An 18200-nucleotide genomic window follows, 5' to 3' on the forward strand; every position below is an offset into this window, starting at 1 on the left:
AGTGCAAAGTATAGACCCACAGATTCCCTCGGAATTAAAACGCAATTACCCTGATGTTTGCGGAGGGTGAAATAATTTCACGCAGTCAAAGGTTTTTACAATTTGGAATTCTTTCAGAATATAAAGGATAACGAAATTGGAATTATTTGATTAATTTAAATAGTGAATTCATATCCGTTGATCCAGTAATTTTCGAATTTGATCTGAAAGTTGCCTAGAAGTGTAAGGTTTTTGCAGAAAAGCAAATTGGGATTCTATCTCTCCATTACGAAAATGTTCATCATTACTGTAGCCGGATAAAAAACAGTACTTTAATACTCGGCCGATGTTTTATTAAACGGGACACCAATTCTCTCCCACCCATATTCGGCATTACCATGTCTGTAATCAAGAGGTGGATCATTTCTAAGCATTCAGAGGCAACTTCGAGCGCTTCCACTCCATCACCTGCTTCTAACACCCTGTATCCGCACTTTTGCAAGATATGTCTAGCCACTTTACGCACCGAAACATCATCTTCGACGAGAAGAATTCTTTCTTTGTGCCCAGCAGAGGGGCTAAATTCGGAATTCGAAGCTTCATCGGATGGAGTCGCCTCAACCCAAGGCAGATAAATTTTGAATCGGGAGCCTTTGGTAGGTTCGCTCTCAACGAGAATCGCTCCCCCAGATTGCTCCACAATCCCGTGGACGGTGGATAATCCTAAACCTGTACCTTTACCAATTTCTTTAGTTGTGAAAAATGGTTCAAAAATCTGTTTTTTTACTTCGGGAGACATTCCACATCCCGTATCTTCAACGATAATTTCAACCAGTTGTACTTCTTTAAGGTGTTCAGGAAAATCGAACACTATCGAGTTGGGCTGCACCCTTCGCGTCAGAAAAGTCAACATTCCTCCTTGTGGCATAGCATCTCGAGCGTTGATAGCGAGATTCATAATGACTTGATGAAGTTGTGTTGGATCGATCTTCACAAAGCATCGCATCACTTCGAGGTGAATTCGGAAAGCAATATTCTCGGGTATCAACCGTTCGAGGAGTCGTTTTGCTTCCAGGACAAACGCGTTTAAATCGATGATCTTGGGTTGAAGGATCTGCCGCCGGCTGAAAGCCAAAAGCTGTCGAGTTAATTCTTCTGCTCGCACGCCCGCATTACTGACCTCATCGATCAAGTCTCTCTGTTCTGCCTTCAGGTTAGGATCATGTTTTAATAAAGCGCAGTAACCTAATATCACGGTGAGCAAATTATTAAAATCGTGCGCCACACCTCCCGCTAGTTTTCCGACGGCTTCCATTTTTTGAGATTGAACCAGTAACTCGCTCGTTCGGATATGTCTTTCGACTTCTTGGTGTAATTCGTAACTTCGATCTTCCACACACTTGGCTAGATATTTCTCCCTCAACCGCAGGCGATTAGTCCATAAGCGATGTATGGGAAAAATTAAAGTAAGGAGGCCGATTGCCGTTGAAAGAATGAACCATAAGGTCTGATAGAAGTGAGGTTCCAATTCCAGTTCGATGTTTTTGTTGGAATCCGGCCAGCTCCCATTGTTTCTACGAGCCATCACCTGAAATTCGTATTTGCCGGGAGCGAGATTGGGATACAAAGCCACTCTTCTGCTTTCTGCCGCGATCCAATCTGGGTCCACACCGATCAGGCGGTATCGAAATTGAACTTGGTCGAGTGCTTCCAAATCAAGGCACGAATAATTAATTTCGAGGTTCCCTCCACTTGGGGGAATCTGAACTTTGTCTGAGTAAGCCAGCTTTTGGTCGTCGATTAAAAGTTGGTCAATAAAAACTTTCGGGGCAACATTTACATTGGAAAAAGTGGCCGGATTTACCACCGCAAGCCCTCTACTGGTCGGGAACCACAATCGGCCATCTTGCGATTTACATCCTGCGGGCTGAGATCCGCCGTTGCAATCCTCGATTTTCATCCCATCTTGTCGATTGAGAATAAGAGCAGAAAGCCGAGATCCTCTGGCCAAAGAGTTTTTCTCAAGCCTAATGATCCCTCGGGAAGAACTCATCCATAAGTATTGCTGTTCCTCCAAGATCTGATAAATGGTATTGTCTAGAAGCCCATCCGCCACACTATAACAATTCCATTGACCTTGACGAAATTCACAGAGCCCAAAACTTTGGGTTCCGACGAATACCCTTTCCTGACGATCTTCATATAGCGAGAGTATGATATTACTTGATAAGCCATCTCGAGTCGTGTACCGGGTAAATTGGCCTTGATGCTCTACCAATATTCCTCCCCCATTCGTTCCGATCCAAATATCCCCATTTGTCCGTTTGATTATCGAACGCGCATCATAAGCATTTTGAGAATCAATCTTGAAAAGAGATTGAAATTTGCCATCTTTGAATCGGCCGAATCCACCACCTCGGGTTCCTAGTAACAGACTGCCATCCGTTTCTGGTAGAATTGCCAAAACGATATTAGAAAGAAATCCGTCGGAGATCTTGTAATTCTCAAAATGGCCGTTTTTGTAACTATATAGTCCGGAAGCCGTACCGAACCACATCCCACCGTTCGAATCCTCCGCGATGGACTGGACAGTATCTAGGAATTGCCCATTCTTCAGCAGCACGGATTTCCACTGTCCCTCAGAGTAGCGGCTCAAACCTGTACTCGAACCAGCCCAAATTATCCCTTGTCGATTCTCATAGACAATCCAACAATTTGAATCCGTCAGCCCTTCCAAATCCGTGACCATGGTACATCGACCGACCGAAAGTCGTATCAAACCATCTCCCGTTCCAATCCAAAGGTTACCCTTAGTGTCTTCGAGAATCGAGAGAATAGATTCTCCTAATGGGGAATCCTTCGGAAAATGAGCAGTGCACTTCTCTTCGTAGAATCGTAAGAGACCTTTATTTGTACCGATCCAACAATTACCATCGCAATCCTCACGAATTCCACGAATGGATAAATTGGAGAGCTGTTCCGGCGATTCTAAGAATGCAAATTTCCCATCTTTTCCAAGGCACAGCCCGCCTCCGCGAGTTCCCACCCAAAGTATTCCCGAAGGGGATTCCGATAAGCTTAAGATGTAATCGCTACCCTCATTCTGAAGCCGATGAGCCTGAATTTTTCCATTCTCGAGACTTACCAGACCTTTGGCAGTCCCAATCCAGACAAGATCCTGTTTTTTATCAGTGCAGAGAACTCTGCAGAAGAGGTCCGGCAGTCCATCGGAGATGCTGTAGTTCACAAAATGATCTTCGAAGTAGCAACTCAAACCAGCCGAACCACCGATCCAGATTCTCCCCATTCGGTCCTTGGCCAAGGCGAAGATCTTTGAATAGCTACTCCAGTGCTCTAAATTTACTACACGAAATTTCCCTGCTTCATACCGCAAAAGTCCTTGTTCCGTAGCTATCCAGAGTCTTTGCTGATCGTCCTCAAGCAAGGAATGGATGCTGTTGCTTCGAAATTCCGAAGTGTTGATCGAATTGAATATTTTAAAATGAGTGCCGTCGAATCGAGCGAGACCATTTTCCGTTCCGCACCAAAGAAAACCATCGACCGTTTGTTCTAGGCAATGCACTAAGTTATGCGGGAGGCCATTTTCGATCCGCCAGATGCGTGAATAATATTGCTGAGGAGAAAGTTTGGGATCGAGTGCATACAAAAGCTGCGGACAAAATAGCCAGACGAGAAGGATCATTGAATTGGCTGCTATTGAGCGAACGCTCCAGTTAGAGTGGAGAACAATCATTGACACGGGGTTCTCTTAATTGACACGACTTGATTGAAAATCTTGACTGGTCCTTCTCAGGATAAAGGGATTCGATGCGTCTGAATATTTACGATTTATTTCTTGTGGAAAGCATATCTTGAAACAATCTGAAAATCAAGCGACAATCAGTAATATCTAGATATGAATCCGTACAAATTTGTAAGGCGCGATGGAAGTCAAAACTCGTAAGCAACTCACAGACAACAACTTACATCGAGGAATAGGTTAAGCCGAACTTTCCCTTAGGGATTTGAGTTTCCCAGGCTCCAGTAACAGGACAGTCTCTCATATTCGGGCCTACCGCCGCTTATTAGGAGCGAGAAGGATAAGCCTCCCAAAGAATTCTTTCTTTTCCGGTTTAATTTTTCGATTTCGCGAGGCTGCCAAGCTTTCTCTTCACCCCGCGAGAATCGCCCTGATAGTCGGACGCTTCAGTAAAGGGCCTGGAACATGAACGACTGAGTAAATCACCGTCAATTCTGGTTCGTATTCAAGATCAAGTCAAGCGCCCAACATCCCCGGCAATGTGGTTTTGCAGCGTGCAAATGGCTCAGCTTTTCCTCCGGCCTGCAGCCCGCGCCTGGAAGCTTTTCAGCAAGTTCAACCCTGCGGTTGAATGCCTGCTCATCGTAGAGGGATTTTGCGAGATTGATGAGAGCTGCCGTTCTCCAAGCGGGATCAAAAGTGACTCTTCGAAAAGGGTTGCCGAGTACCCAGCGCACAAGTCGAGCTTGAACCACTTCTTCCCATTCGCCGCTAGCGACCTGCTTCATTTGACGACTTCCAGCTGGTTCAAATCATCAATGACGATCTCATACTCCACAAGATGTCCGTAAATATTGTCGTCATGTTTGGAAATTGACCCCGTTACCCGGATCGTTTTCCCTTCGAAGTGCTTCTCGATGTTCTGTATTCCCGCCCGGTTGAATTGCCGAACCGCCTTGGCCGTCAGGACCGCCCCGAAACGCTGCAGGATGCTGTCTATTGGAGCTTTTGAACGAAGCCCGACATCCTCCGGGCCGCGACCCTTCTCGAACACCGCTTCGTCGGGAGCCTGATTGAACAGTTTCTCGTTCGTTCTGGTCACGGACTCGACTTGGAATTCGACAGGGGGCTGGCTCTTATTGAATTCCTTCATTCTTGTCGGGTCGGAGGCCGCCCGGATGGCGTCTTCAGGCGTCAGGCACTTGGTCTTTTCTTTCGCGACTGCCTGGACTTCGAGTTCCAACTTTCCTGTTCCTAGCTTACCGAATACAGAATCGACGTTATTCAGGAAACCCGACGACGAGTTTCCAATCACACGTTCGTACTGGAGGTTCACTTTGCCAGTTCCCACGAGGAGGAACTTCTCTTTGGTCCCAGCCTTTGCTCCCTCGCCCACCGGAATAAGCTCGTAACGCATTCCGGCGGCAGCGCTCATTCGTGTTTGTAGCACGGCTTCCTTCCCCGGCTCCAGCGTTATGGTTGTCGTCCCGTGTATTCCGAGCATACTGGTTCCAAATTGAGGGATAGCCTTCCCGTTTGAGTCTGTCACGATGGGACGCTGTTCGTCCAGAAATTGAGGAATGTAATCGAACTTCAAAGTCTCCTTGCTGACATTGCGGACCCGGACGAAGAGAGTAACGATCTCACCTTGCTGATAGACCCGCTTCGCTCCGGGAGGCAAACCCAGGCCCGCTTGCAGGCCACCAGCCTCCTTGCCCCAAGCGGTGAAGGCTTCCTTATCTGGAGTCGGCTTCTGCGGCTGTTTCACTTCGAGCTCCAGCTTACCGGTACTCAGGGTCATTCCAGGACCCCCGACCCGAACATCACCCACAACGTCCTCCACCTTATACTGAATCTGGAACTTTCCGGTTCCGTAGAGGGTCCATGCGGAATTTTGCTCTCGATCCGTCTCTGGCCGAACGGCGAGTTCCAATTGAATCAGGTCCACCTCTTTGCCGGGTGCAAGAGACTTCTTCCGGATAAACCCAAATATGGAAAAACCCTGGATCGAACGGGCTTTTCCCTCGGAGTCCGTGACGTGCGGAGGATTCTTGTAAAAATACTCGGCATTATCACGAAACCGAACGGTTTCTTTACTGTTGTTGCGTAGTCGAAGGATCAGAGTAACGCTTTCCCCGACCTGGTAAACACGCTGGTTACCAAGTCGGATGCCGAGCTGCACACCTTCGACTTCCTTGCCCCAGGCGGTGAAAGCCTCCCTCTCTTGTTTCGCTGTCAACTTTATTGGTGGCTCCGCGGCTCGCTTCGAAACGTCCTGTCCAGCCACTGTACGACTCGCAAGGAAGGTTACCCCAGTGGCTCCAAAGCCGAGAATTAGCACAAGTGCGATAGCCGCAGTCTTGAGTTTGGTAAGGAACATGGCTTTCAGCACTCCTTCCGCGATGGCGACAACCTTTCCCGAGATCACTCCTGTGGCAACCCCCGTCCCGGCCACAAAGATTGTTGCCGATTTGATTGTGGAGACCAGTAACGAGTTCGGCACGCTCGCTGATAGAACATTCTGCGCTAGCACCGTTGCCAACGCTCCTCCGGACAAAGCAATACCACGTTTGCTGAGTTGCTTCGCCAGCAGGATTCTTGCTCTTGCCAATCGGCTTGCCACCGTGCCTTCTGCACAGCCAAGTTGTCCTGCCACTTGTTTGCGAGTCTGTCCTTCCAGGTCGCACAGGACGATCACGCTTCGATAGTGGTCCGGTAAGCGGCTCAATTCCTCGTCCAGTGCGGCTTGCAGAGAAAGCCATTCGACTTTTGGAGTCGAAATTGGTTCTGGCAGCTCTATCACTTGGCTCTCTCGCTCTTTCCTCTTGGCAATAGTCGCTCTCGCTTTCAGTGACGTTTGATAGGCCACCCCATACAGCCAGTTGGCCAACAACTCCGGGGAAGTAATCGACCCCGCTTTTCGTACAAGAACGAGGAAAGTGGCTTGAAAGGCGTCCTCAGCCGCTTGGTGATTGAACAAAATACGACGGCATACCCCCCAGACCATAGGCGCATGGCGTTCTACAAGGATTTCGAAGGCCGCCTCGTCCTGGCGACTTATGTACTGTTCCAGAAGTTTTCCATCGGTAAGCCGTGCATCATTGCGCAGAATCTGACGGATACACTGTATAACGGCGTTTCGTTGTCCCATTGCGATCCAACTTCCTTGCGAAGCATTTCGGCTCTCTACCATAGTACTACCGGTAGCGGTTCAATTTGATCCATTAGTTGCCAAGATTTTTGAAATTGAAAACCGCCCTCCCCCCGGGGACACTTTTCTCTCCTTACCGAGCGTGGCGAAGTGGATGACTCCTCTCGAGAGGACTTTAGGAAATTCTTGGGGGGTTATCGAATGCCGCATCGTTATCATCTAAGTCTTACGAAGAGCGCGATTCGGCCACCGCGACTCCATTTATCAAGCGGGAATCCCCCCGGCGACGGCTTTCTCTAGCTGGAGATTTCTGATGAAATCTACCCAAAGCCATTTTTAAAATCCGATGTTTAGTTTGAGCTTTCAGGGAAGAAGACGACCAAAAAAGTTAAAATTTTGGCATTCAGGCAGCTATTCCGGAATGGTCAGCTGTGGTTGCGTGGAATTCGAGGGCAGGAGCTTCTCCAGCACCGGAAGTAAAATCGCTCGAGCTTCGACATCTTCCTCCTGATCTTGCCGGAGTTGTAGAATTGCAAAAAATGACCGGCCCTTTTCGCCAAGCGAGTCAATGAGGTTTAAAGCTGCTCGACGAATTCGCGGGACTGGGTCTTCCAAGGATTCGGCCAGCACAGCCTTCCCCTCCTCAGAATCCACGTCCTGCGCGAGTAGAGCCCCCGCAGCGATTAATCGAATTTTCGGATTCGTATCCTTCAGTAATTGGCCTAGAGTGGCTCTACTGCTGCTACTGCGGGAAGCTTGGAGAGCGATCGCCACGCCTAATCGGAGTCCGTCGTCGGGATCGGAGGCACATTCGATCAGTCGTTCTACAGATTCTTCGGGCAGTTTTTCCAATCGCCCCAAGGCATGAGCGGCGTTGGCCCGAACCTGATTCTCCGGATCGCCGAGGGCTTCGATCAATTCTGGAATGACTTCCGCGGGCAGCACGGGCATCTTCATCCAACCCGCGGAAGCGAGCTTGCGAATATCCGGACTAGGATCGGTCAAACCGGCCGCAAACGCCTCCAAGGCCTCCGGCGGTTGAATCATTACGATCGCTCGCAGGGCCTGCTCCCGCACGCCGACTTCCCCCCCGCGCGAAGCTTTGAGTAGCGCAGGTCCCGCGGATGCCGCCACCGCACCGAATTTTCCAATCGCTTTGGCCGCATGTTCGCGAACCCAATCGTTGTCGTCGGTTTCCAGACGACGTGTGAGCGCTATGACGATTGACGACGGATCTCCTCCCAGAAGAGGCAGTACCTTCGTGACCTCGATTTTGACATCGTCATTTGGATCGTCCAGTAATCCTAAAATTTGGGGAAGAAGCGAGGGATCTTCGATTTCTCCGAGGCGTCCAACCGCTTCAAGCGCGGCAACTCGAACTCGAGGATCCTCATCTTCAAGAAAGGGTCCCCACGAATTCCCCGCAGGAAACGGATTGCGGCTGACGAGAGAAAGCGAACGCAAGGCCAGTCCCCGTACCGACCCCTCTACATCGCGGCAAGCGCTTCGGAGGGCTTCACAGACCGGCATGGTGTCGTCCCCCATCTGCCCCAAGGCTTCGGCCGCCTTACAACGAACCCGGACGTTGACGTGGGAAAGCGAGCGAATGAGAGCTGGAATCGCTTCGTCTGCCGATCCCTTCATTTGGCCGAGCGCTTCCGCGGCTAAAGCGCTGACCCAGTTATCCGAATCGCGGAGAGCGTGAACTAAGCTCGGCACGGCAACTTCCGCCGCCATTTCGCCCATTTTCCCGAGGGCCTCCACTGCCCGGGCTCGAACCACATCGTTTTCGTCGGACATCGCTTCCACCAGGGCCGGAGCCACCTCCAAGGCAACCTCCCCCATGGTTCCGACGGCTTGAGCCGTTTGAGCACGAACCAGATTGTCGGGATTCGATAACCCCTCAATCAACGAATCGGTGGCAGGGACGTTCAAAGTACCAATCTGGGCGATGGCTTCGGCAGCCGCGGATCGCACGGATTCCTCGGGATTTTGTAGGAGGGTAACCAAAGACAACACTTGAGAGGAAGCCGCGGCTCCCAATTGACCTAAGGCGCGGGCGGCGGTGGCCTTCAGGACCAGGCTCGCTTCGTCCAGCATTTGGCCCAGTGGCTCTACAGCTATACCTTGGGGATCGCCTAAAATCCCGATAGTCGCCGCCGCCTCGCAGCGAACCGTTTCATCGGGATCGCGAAGCAACGAAAGGAGCTTGGGGGTGACCGCTGTTGCTACTTGGGGCCCCAGGGCTCCGAGAGCTCGGACCGCTTCGATCCGGACCGCCGGTAGAGAATCGCTCAAAGCGGTTTCCAGCACGGGAAGAACCGCTTTGACGGGATCGAGGAGGGCATTTTGTGGCCGCCAACCGAAGAATGGATTTCGTTGCCCGGCATTAAATAGAAGTCTTCTTGTCGGGCGTTGAGAAGTTTGCGTATCTGAGCGAGCAATTGTCCCCAGAGCTTCGATGACGCTTTTTCTCACGAGTTCGCTCGATTCGGTTGCGAGGGGTAGCAGTTCCCGCAAGGAATTGTTCGCACGCAAAAGACCGAGGGAAGCGGCCGAGACCGCTCGGACATGTTCATGCTCATCCCTCAGACTGAAGATTAAGGAGGGAATAGCCGATGGGCCGATTGTCGAAATGATCAAAGGAAGCTGATCCCGCTGCTCCCGCGGGAGCATGGGGACGCTTCGCAAAGAGCTCAAGAGTGGCCGAATTACGGTAGTCCCGAACTGGGGAAGTGAATTGCGCGCCCGTTGATAAATCGGTTCGTGGGGGCTCCAAAAATCCTTGATCGTTTCAGAAAGCAACCGTCCTAAACGGAGAGAAGCCAGAATCTGCTGCAGGAGTACCAGAGTGAAAAAGCTCTTGAAGGCGAGCAACGGTAATGTGGCTGGCCAAGAAACCGCACTCACATATTCCAAACGCAGGATATGTCGGCTGTTGGCTAGATTCAAAACGTCGACCACGCGCAGAAGATTCAATAATGTGCTGACAAAAAAATCGAGTAGGACGGCGGGTCCCTGATCACTCCTTAACTCATACCAAGAATGTCCCCCGCTGTTATATAATCCCAGATTGAACAGCGCGAAGCCGCCGATGGTCCCGATGGTCGCGCAGATGAGCAAGGGAATGCCTACTTGATGGCCGTAGCTGATCAGGTGGAAGGCGAGATCTTGTCCCTTCAGTGGGTTGTGAACGGCTTTGTAACCGCGTTCCACCTCGTACCGTTCCAGGTCGATGAACATGTAAGCCAGACAGGAAGTCCCGCCCATGAACAGCACGGTGAGAGAGCATAAAAGGGTTCCCATTTCCCATCGCGTGGAAAGCTCGTTGCCTACCAAGATTAAAGTGATCGTCAAAAGCAAGAAAATTGGCCAGGAAGCCCAAGAAAAAAAACTTTCCCAGAGTCTAAAACCTCGGAAGGTTATGGTCCGCATCGCGCGGCTGGCCCAACTCGCGACCCAACCGATAAATCCTAATTGATAAAGCAGAGCGGCCCCCAGAAATACTAGCAGCAGCAATGTCAAAACGAGATAATTGGAGTAAGGACGCCCTAATTCCAGGAACCAGGTAGACGGGGAGTCGCTCATAGCCCCAAAACCAAGGAGGATTTTCATGGACCCATAGCTCTAGATAGATATCGAGGAATTGAAGTTGCTCTTAAAAAGCTTTTGTCTTTAGCACCTGAAAAGGGTTCGCTATCAAGATTAGTTTAAGTCCCAAGAGCCTCACCACTGAAAGAACAGCACTAGCACTTTAAGTGCCAAAAACTCCTTTTTAAAAATGCTTTACTTGATTTTGATCTAAGTTATGTTATTCGCTTTCAAATCAATCGACTTCGCTTGGATCTGCATTTCGAGGTAATTCGAAATCAGAATTACTCGCTTTCAGGCGGTTAAATTCGATACCCATTCGCCAGGCGGAATTTGCTTCCTAAATGCTGGTCTGGCTTCCAACCTGAAGCTGAGCTCTACCCAAAATTCCAACGCTTCGTTCTCAAATTCCACTCGTTTTAGGAATTCCGGACGAAGCGGGACGCCAAGAAGACTGGGAGGAGTTTCCTATCGATCTTGATGGATTGAAGCTTAAGGCAGTTCCCGTTTCTGCGGAAAAAAAAAATTCGAAATTTCCCTACCTGATTTTAGCGCCGATATCGCATTCCGCAATCGGAAGCTTAGCTCGAAGAATAATCTATTTCAGCCGCTGCGAAAACCAGTGATTGGGTGGAAAATTTTCAGATTCCAGCAACCAGTACTTTTCATCTAAGGACCAAGAAGCCGCGATTCGACGAGCGGTTTCAACTATCCTCGGTGTTAATTCTCGGGGCGGTAATCTCCAACGACGCAGTTGTTCTCCGAAAGCTAATCGAAGGGAAGTTTCGGCATTCGTTGGATTTGTATCCCACAGTTCGGAAGGCGTCGGGACAGTCGAGAATAGGTTTCCCGAGCCATTTCCTCGACCGCAGAACCAATCCCTCTGCTCGGCTGTCCAGGGCTCCTTCCAGTTAATTCGTTCTCGATGAATCGGCTCGCTTTCCCGGCGGAATTCCAATTCCAGAAGTATTCGATCAAATGCAAATCACTCGGAGCTATCCCCCCATTCGTAGCGGCCGGGTAGGCTGCGATTCCCGATCTTCGATAATCCGCACAATCACGCGGAGCTCATGCGAAATGACTGCAAAGACGCCGGAGAACATCCAAAGCTGTGCTTGGTGATAGACCGCCGTCCAGAGAGGAAAGTCATGAGGCAAATAACGTCACGGACATCCCGTTTTCACAACGTAACGCATCGCGGTAAACAGATCCCGCTTCGGATAACCGCGTTACGGAGCAACTTTCCGCTTCAGCGTGAAAAAATGGGACTAAAAGCTGCCCTTCGGCATCCGATACATCGCTCGGATAAGACTTCCTTGTGGTTTCCATGGACCTAAAATGCCACAAATACTACACATAAGTCAATAACAGGCTCTAAGCATATCAAAAAGGTATGGAGCCATTTGGAATGTATGCCTGCGAAGTCCTGATTGAGGTCGCAGATGATGAAGTTCTAGGTTTGATCGATGCCGTTCTCTCCGAAATCTCGGATGAGATCAAAAGAACCCGTAAGGGGCAGGTCTGGGACTTGTGGATCCAGGCTCGACTGTTCCACATAGCGGTTGAGAAGCAATCGCCAGCAAGGCTCAGGCCGAGTGCGCTCAGGTTGTTTAGCCCACCCAGTCCCTTCAAATCCGAATCAGTCACTTCTCCCGGCAAAGAGACCAAGACAACAGGCTTGCCGAGTTGTTTTTCGTTACGAATGACTTTGCCGCCGATTTTTACGACAAATGAAGCGGATTTATCTTCGGCTTCATCGGCCCGTAAAAGCGACGCTGAGGCGACAGTCCACCAGACCACGAAACAGAGGATCTGTCGCAACATTGATATTCTCCGGTCGGAACTGATACAAGGCGTTGGGTAAAATCGGACAGGAAGTAATAGTCTACTTGCTTCTCAATCGACATCCAGGCTATGCTGAGAAAAAGTGCTCCGGTCAATAAGGCAGAGCATTTACTCCCACTGCAGTCGGCGTGTCGGACCGAGGTAGGTAGCTGCCTAAATGAAATTCAATGCTAGGATATTCTAGTAGTGAGCAATCAGGTTTCATCGCAGGAGCGTTCTCAGTTACCTTCTTGTTGCCTACGCCTCCGAAGCGGAAATGATCGCATCATCCGCTGAGCCTGAGACGACCTGGGACGGCTTCTTTTGCCGTGGTCTGGATCGGCTCAAACTTGCAACCCTTTGGGCGTTGGCCGAAGCGGGCTCGGAGGATGATAGACTCGAACAGCGGCTCGACGCTATACGGACGATCCCAAATGGCGATCGAGGTCCGTGGGTAGATATCGTACCACCGAAAATGTTGGCCACACTCGCGGCAATCGCCATGATGGATGATAACGAGCAAGCATCTCTTGGGGAGAGTTGGGCCCAAACTGAAGAATTGGAAGGGTGGGAAGCAACTGATGTTTTCAACTTGGTGCGGGATATCGGCGACACCGCTGATGCCGCGCGGCTTGAAAACAAGACGCTGCTCCTTTGGACCAGTCTATAAGGCGGTCGTATTCAGAGAATCGCTGTGTGATCCAGAATCACCGACACCGATTGTCGGAAGAACTCAACACGGTGTATCGGACCGGCGCGTGCATAACCCGATTTCTATGTGTGGGAGAAACCCGCTTGCACGAAAAGAGAAGCTACCGATAATGTAGTAGAAAAAGTAAACCAAAAATCAAAAAACTTCAGCCCCGACCGTTGTATCGTTCTATTGAGGCCTCTCCGGTTAATTGATCTTTTGGCGTCGAACGTAGAAGGGAGCAAGGTGGCAAAATTTCGATTGACTCGAATCGAACCTCCAGATTGGGCAACTCAGCCGGAACTCAATATCGCCGGAGTAACGATCGCTGAATATTCGGCAATCCAAGGTCATCGGGATAAGCTCCTAAATACTGTCCACCGGGAGGTCGAGAGATACCTCAACACTATAGGCATGTACAGTGAGGGTAAGAGTTTTCCGGACCGCTTGCGGATGACCGGAGCCTATTACATTGGTAACGAGTCTTATATTGCTCATCGTGATCCAGCGTGGTTCCAGATCAGTATAAGGTGTCATTGTCTGGAACGCCCAAAGGCGGGGGTAGACCGCGATGATGATTATTTGGGTTTGGAAATATGGCTAAAGTGCCTGCCAGGAAAGTGGTCGTTTTTCGAAGTTTTCCGCAATACTGACTCCTCGTCCATTTGAACATCTTTCAGCTTCAAGGGTGGCCTATTGTACTTATTTCATTGTGAGTCACCGTTCAAGAAGCTATGGACTCCACGGAGCCCGAAAATAAGTATCAAAAGTGATAGTGGCGGCTGAGATTTTCCTCGCGGCCTATACTTACTCACATCAGCTCATGTGGAAAATAAAGGTCATTTGATCTGCTTGAGAGCAGACTTTACTAACTTGATGGCGTCGCTGGAATATAAAATTTTGTATTTGATTGCCTCTTCGAGTATCTTCTTAACCTCTTTCACGCTGGGGCCAATGCTGGCCAGAGCCAGTGCGGCGGCCTTCTGGAGTTCAATCACGACCGGATCTTCTTCAATTATGGCAGCAAGGGTGTATACGGCGGGTGCGGCGGATTGTTCCAGTTTGGTGATCACATAACAGATTTGCTCTCGAATCTCCTCTTCCTCATCCTTACATCTCAGGCGCAGAATCATCTCCGGGAGTGCCTCCGCCGACCCAGGACGCAGCGGTATTCCGAAGTTTCGCGAGGAAGACAAAGAGAGGACGGCTCGGATCCGGATTTGCCTATCGTTGTGGTCAATTAATTTCGCCACAGCGTTTATAAAATCTGGAGGCCATTCCTTGCAATAACCAATCGCATCCAGGCACTGCTTCAGAACGTCCGAAGCTTGATCGGGTTCGCTCATGAGCTCCAGGAGAGTGGAAAGTGGAAACTTGCAGCTCGGATCCATCTGCAAAATCGCAGAAGCCGCGTAAGGCCTGGCCAACATCGGCAAGAAAGGGTAACTTTGGATGAGTTTTTCGAGAGTAGCCTGTGCGCCGAAGTAGTTCCCGTTACTTGCTATCTTCACGTTCATCGAATAGCGGATGTCGATCGAAGGATCGGCAAGGTGCGCGATGAATGTATCGATGTATCCCGTGAAATCACCTGACGCCAGTCCTTCGAACGCAAGATGCCGAGTTTTTTCGTCGGGGTCATCCGCAAGTTGGTTAAGTATCTCAAGCGATTCCTTCCCCGCCATTCCCATGGCTTTCGCAGCTTGTTCTCGAACGGACTGATCCTCATTGGGATCCACGACCCGCGAAAGGAGTTTCGGTACAGCCGGAGCCGCCGCTTCCTTCAATTGTCGAAGGAGTGAAGCGCAATAAATTCGCGTGCTCCGGTCTGGAATCAACAATCCCTCGGCCAATTGGGGCACAAAATCCCGCAGGACCTGTATGTACTTTTCCAGTTCCGCGACCACCGCCCGCTTCTTGTCATAGTCCGACGGCAGGGTGAGGAGATCTTGAACCAACTGCTCCGTGCTTTTCTTCACGTCCTATTCTCCCTCACATGGGCTAATGAAAACGTCGATTGAAAAGGCTTCGGTCACATCGACCCGGTTCGTTGGGCCGATTGAAGGCCGCCTATCGAACCTCAGCGTGCGAAACCATTTGAAGTAGTTTAACTCCGTTCTTTTCCCTGTTTTTCTAATGTGGAATCCAGTCAGTTCCAATGGCAAATAGTTTATATTCAATGTAATCTGATATTTATGGCCAGATTGAACCAAGGAGTGTGGGTTAGCCATGGTGATTAGACATCTACTCTTGATAGCTGGATTTGCTCTTACGTTGGCCCTTTTTGGATTGCTGGGATGCGCTCGACCCGATCCTAAGCCAGTTGGACTACGAACGTGTCTTGACGGCCATTCCAGGCCGAGCAGAGTGGTGTTTAGCCCCGAAGGACGAATCCTAGCAGTTGGTTCGGAAGAGGAGTACGTTCGACTTTGGGATCTCGAAACGGGGCAAGTGCTTTTTCGACTGGTAAACGCGGTTAATGTGAAAGCGTTGGTTTTTAGTCCGGACGGAAACACCCTCGCTACAGCCTGCCAAGAGCCGATCATCCGATTTTGGGATACTAAGACTGGCCAGGAAAAGACTTCCTATCGCGACGATATCGGTAAAGTGTCACTTCTCGCGTACAGTCCCGACGGAACCACTCTGGCGTCCTGGTCGGATCTGCAGATTGGTGTTCAACGAATCCTGTTATTGAATGTCGCCTCCGGAACGCGGAAGGCACCTTTAAGCCCACCTCCAACGGCCAACTTCTTCCATTCGATCGGTTTTAGCCGCGACGGCCAAACCCTCGCAGTGACCCATGGCAAACCCAATGGAGTCGACCTCTGGAACCTCAAAACTCGGCGCGAGCAATTCGTGGCCGTCGGTCCGACCGATGCCAAGATCGACGATGGGTCGGTAGGAGAAGTCTTTTTTTGTTCCGATGGCCGGAGGCTGGCCTTCTATCATGAGGAAACCGCGATCCGCCTCTGGGATTTGGATAAGCAGAAAGAGCAATCTTCGTTTCCAGTGGCCAATAAAGCCAAGTTCCCAACCGCAACTTTGCGAGCGGACGGCAAACTCGCGGCAATCGGAGACGGAAGAGGGATAATATCTCTCTGGAATACCGAAACGGGCGAGAAAGTGACCGAAATTCAGGCAAGTCGACACCACGTTCCATTCGCTTACTTTAGTCCCGATGGCCGAACGATGGCCACGCGGGATATACTGGAGTCTGCCGTCAAGATCTGGGATGTTCCGACCCTTCTTGAACAGTCAAAGTGAGATCCGAGTTTTCCATCAGCAGGTTACTAACGCAGCGTGTCGGACCGCCGTGCGCAAGGCTAGGCCCGACCACCTACTTTCACGAACTCCGACACCTTGCTGACGGCTGTCTCATCAAGCAGACCTGCCCTCCAGAAACCCCGTCCCCAGGTGCCAGCCCCGCCGACTCCCAGCGCCGGCTCGAACGACAGCAGGGTGGCTGACCGACTCTTGAGCCGCCCGACTCGTTGGTGGAGATTCACTAACGGGCAACTTAGGACCATCTGAACCCACACCGAATCGACCGCGACGGCTGCTCCCGGGTGCCGCCCGCGATCCGTTCAGCATTGGCTTACTTGCGTAACTCCCCTACCAACCGCCCAGAGGTTGCGGTGGTCAGCGAGACGTGGCCAACGGGCGACGGGCGACTTTGCCCAGTGCGTCGGTAGTGGCTCGGAAAAGGCGACCGACCCGTTCGCGGCTTTTACCCGTGCATAGAGGTCGGCCAATTCTCGCCAGTCCCCCCGTTCGTCGGAGGGCGGCGAAGCCAGGAAGGTGGTCCAGACGACATGCCACCATTCAACTTCGTCTACCCCCAACCATCCCGACCTCCGCCCCTCAGACACAAGATCACTTACTTTGGCGATGCCGGTACAACGATACGACGCTGAAATCTGTCGGTGCTTCCAAACTCAAGCCCAAAGCCTGGGAAGGCTCCAAGTTCACAAATAATAAATAGATGATTACTGACGAGCAACTGAATATCGTGGATAGAGCTTCATCTCTAGAACGATTTTCCCCGCTCCGGTCACATAGGCCGGGCAGAGTTCGTGTCCCGGCAACTGACATCAGCCAGGGCCTCACCAGATTCTTCCATAAGCGGATGCAACTCAGCTCCTCTCTCTGGATATTGGCCGACCTTCGATGCAGGCCGATCTGGTTTCGAATCGCTCCCTACTTCAACGGCACCCGGGGGGCGTTCACACTCCAGGGGGCCGACTTCGCGCTCAAAGATCCGCAAGCCCTCGAGCTCGAGCCGGCGATCCTTCCGCAGGAGAGCGGGCGGTATTTTCTGATCGGGGAAGGTGAAGTCGAGGTTTTGATCAGAAGAAATCGGGTGGCAGGAAAACGGGCGGACACTTACTTATGCGAGAGAATGTGAGCGAACAAATATAAATTAAATATAATTTTCTATCTCTAATACCACGGTTTCGTAAAATATGAGAGACTGATGAGTAAGCCTTCCACAACATGTATTCATCCGCCCATCATTTGGTAAGGGGGATATGCATGCCTAGTGATCAGTACGGGTATATTCGAGAACAAATTGGGTTGGCTACTAAGAGACTTAGGGCACCTCACCAAGATGAAAATGAAGCGTTTTCTGACGCTTTTCGGAACTGTCTTCACATGTTCAAAGAAATCGTCTTCAAACGGATTGAAATCGCGGAACCTAATGCTATCAGATGCTTAAGAGTGATCCAGAATGGCATACACTTTGGTGTTTTAACTGCTTCAAATGGCGAAAGCGCGGGATATCAAAAATCTAAAAGCATGTCCTTCGATCAAAAAAAAGTGTTTGCCGATGCAGTGTGGGAAATTAATAATTTTTTCGAGACACTCGAATGAAATTCCATCCTGCTGGACGATTGATTTCCAATTTGATTTTGTAAGGTTATATCAAATATTGCGAGCAGCTTCGTTCAAGGTCATACATGTCATAAAAGCATTTAATATGATTAAAATAAATTACGTTATATCTACATGATTTTGAGTGACTTGTTAATCACCAATCCATATCTTCGCCCAAACACGTTCCTTTGCTACCGCTCATATGAAAACAAGGACCTTTGCCTTAGTCCTTGATCATTAAGTTCCTCGACCATAGACAGATCGGTTTTGCAAATAAAATTTCCTCTCTAGACCTTGCTTACCCATAAGAAGACCGAGCTTTCGTTTAGATG

10 protein-coding genes are annotated in these 18200 nt (G+C 50.3%); 3 read left to right on the forward strand and 7 right to left on the reverse strand.

Features of this window, described 5'->3' with window-relative positions:
• Positions 1–283: 283 nt before the first annotated feature.
• The 5 genes from KIH39_RS08465 to KIH39_RS08485 form a co-directional block, all read right to left on the reverse strand.
• A complete protein-coding gene (locus KIH39_RS08465; protein WP_246539688.1) occupies positions 284–3733 on the reverse strand; it encodes a two-component regulator propeller domain-containing protein in 3450 nt (1149 codons plus the stop codon).
• 494 nt (positions 3734–4227) lie between these two features.
• A complete protein-coding gene (locus tag KIH39_RS08470) occupies positions 4228–4527 on the reverse strand; it encodes a hypothetical protein (protein ID WP_213498902.1) in 300 nt (99 codons plus the stop codon).
• On the reverse strand, positions 4524–6890 hold the full coding sequence (locus tag KIH39_RS08475; RefSeq protein WP_213498903.1) for an RNA polymerase sigma factor: 2367 nt from the start codon (positions 6888–6890) through the stop codon (positions 4524–4526). The genes KIH39_RS08470 and KIH39_RS08475 overlap by 4 nt, the downstream gene beginning before the upstream one ends.
• Positions 6891–7301: 411 nt before the next feature.
• Positions 7302–10505 (reverse strand): HEAT repeat domain-containing protein, encoded by a 3204-nt coding sequence (locus KIH39_RS08480; protein ID WP_213498904.1) that lies wholly within the window; start codon positions 10503–10505, stop codon positions 7302–7304.
• Positions 10506–11864: 1359 nt separating this feature from the next.
• Entirely contained in the window at positions 11865–12305 is a 441-nt protein-coding gene (locus KIH39_RS08485; RefSeq protein WP_213498905.1) for a hypothetical protein, read from the reverse strand.
• 277 nt (positions 12306–12582) lie between these two features.
• On the opposite strand from KIH39_RS08485, the gene KIH39_RS08490 reads away from it, so the two are divergent.
• Entirely contained in the window at positions 12583–12975 is a 393-nt protein-coding gene (locus tag KIH39_RS08490) for a hypothetical protein (protein ID WP_213498906.1), read from the forward strand.
• Between the two features lie 860 nt (positions 12976–13835).
• Here KIH39_RS08490 and KIH39_RS08495 read toward each other — a convergent pair.
• Positions 13836–14972: a HEAT repeat domain-containing protein gene (locus KIH39_RS08495; protein WP_213498907.1), complete on the reverse strand. Its 1137-nt coding sequence runs from the start codon at positions 14970–14972 to the stop codon at positions 13836–13838.
• Between the two features lie 250 nt (positions 14973–15222).
• Here KIH39_RS08495 and KIH39_RS08500 point away from each other — a divergent pair, with 250 nt between their 5' ends.
• Entirely contained in the window at positions 15223–16257 is a 1035-nt protein-coding gene (locus tag KIH39_RS08500) for a WD40 repeat domain-containing protein (protein WP_261353063.1), read from the forward strand.
• A gap of 375 nt (positions 16258–16632) precedes the next feature.
• Here the strand turns inward: KIH39_RS08500 and KIH39_RS08505 are convergent, their stop codons facing one another.
• The gene (locus KIH39_RS08505; protein WP_213498909.1) at positions 16633–16815 is read right to left on the reverse strand and encodes a hypothetical protein; all 183 of its coding nucleotides are present in this window, start codon (positions 16813–16815) and stop codon (positions 16633–16635) included.
• A gap of 711 nt (positions 16816–17526) precedes the next feature.
• Here KIH39_RS08505 and KIH39_RS08510 point away from each other — a divergent pair.
• Positions 17527–17865: a hypothetical protein gene (locus KIH39_RS08510; RefSeq protein WP_213498910.1), complete on the forward strand. Its 339-nt coding sequence runs from the start codon at positions 17527–17529 to the stop codon at positions 17863–17865.
• Positions 17866–18200: the final 335 nt, after the last annotated feature.

This window comes from Telmatocola sphagniphila, from assembly GCF_018398935.1.
GTDB classification, from domain to species: domain Bacteria; phylum Planctomycetota; class Planctomycetia; order Gemmatales; family Gemmataceae; genus Telmatocola; species Telmatocola sphagniphila.

What these genes read in the sequence shown, in the direction of transcription:
- KIH39_RS08465 (WP_246539688.1), bottom strand. Translation starts at nt 3,733, where the DNA reads ATGATTGTTCTCCACTCTAACTGGAGCGTTCGCTCAATAGCAGCCAAT.
- KIH39_RS08470 (WP_213498902.1), bottom strand. Translation starts at nt 4,527, where the DNA reads ATGAAGCAGGTCGCTAGCGGCGAATGGGAAGAAGTGGTTCAAGCTCGA.
- KIH39_RS08475 (WP_213498903.1), bottom strand. Translation starts at nt 6,890, where the DNA reads ATGGGACAACGAAACGCCGTTATACAGTGTATCCGTCAGATTCTGCGC.
- KIH39_RS08480 (WP_213498904.1), bottom strand. Translation starts at nt 10,505, where the DNA reads ATGAAAATCCTCCTTGGTTTTGGGGCTATGAGCGACTCCCCGTCTACC.
- KIH39_RS08485 (WP_213498905.1), bottom strand. Translation starts at nt 12,305, where the DNA reads ATGTTGCGACAGATCCTCTGTTTCGTGGTCTGGTGGACTGTCGCCTCA.
- KIH39_RS08490 (WP_213498906.1), top strand. Translation starts at nt 12,583, where the DNA reads ATGATCGCATCATCCGCTGAGCCTGAGACGACCTGGGACGGCTTCTTT.
- KIH39_RS08500 (WP_261353063.1), top strand. Translation starts at nt 15,223, where the DNA reads ATGGTGATTAGACATCTACTCTTGATAGCTGGATTTGCTCTTACGTTG.
- KIH39_RS08505 (WP_213498909.1), bottom strand. Translation starts at nt 16,815, where the DNA reads ATGGTGGCATGTCGTCTGGACCACCTTCCTGGCTTCGCCGCCCTCCGA.
- KIH39_RS08510 (WP_213498910.1), top strand. Translation starts at nt 17,527, where the DNA reads ATGCCTAGTGATCAGTACGGGTATATTCGAGAACAAATTGGGTTGGCT.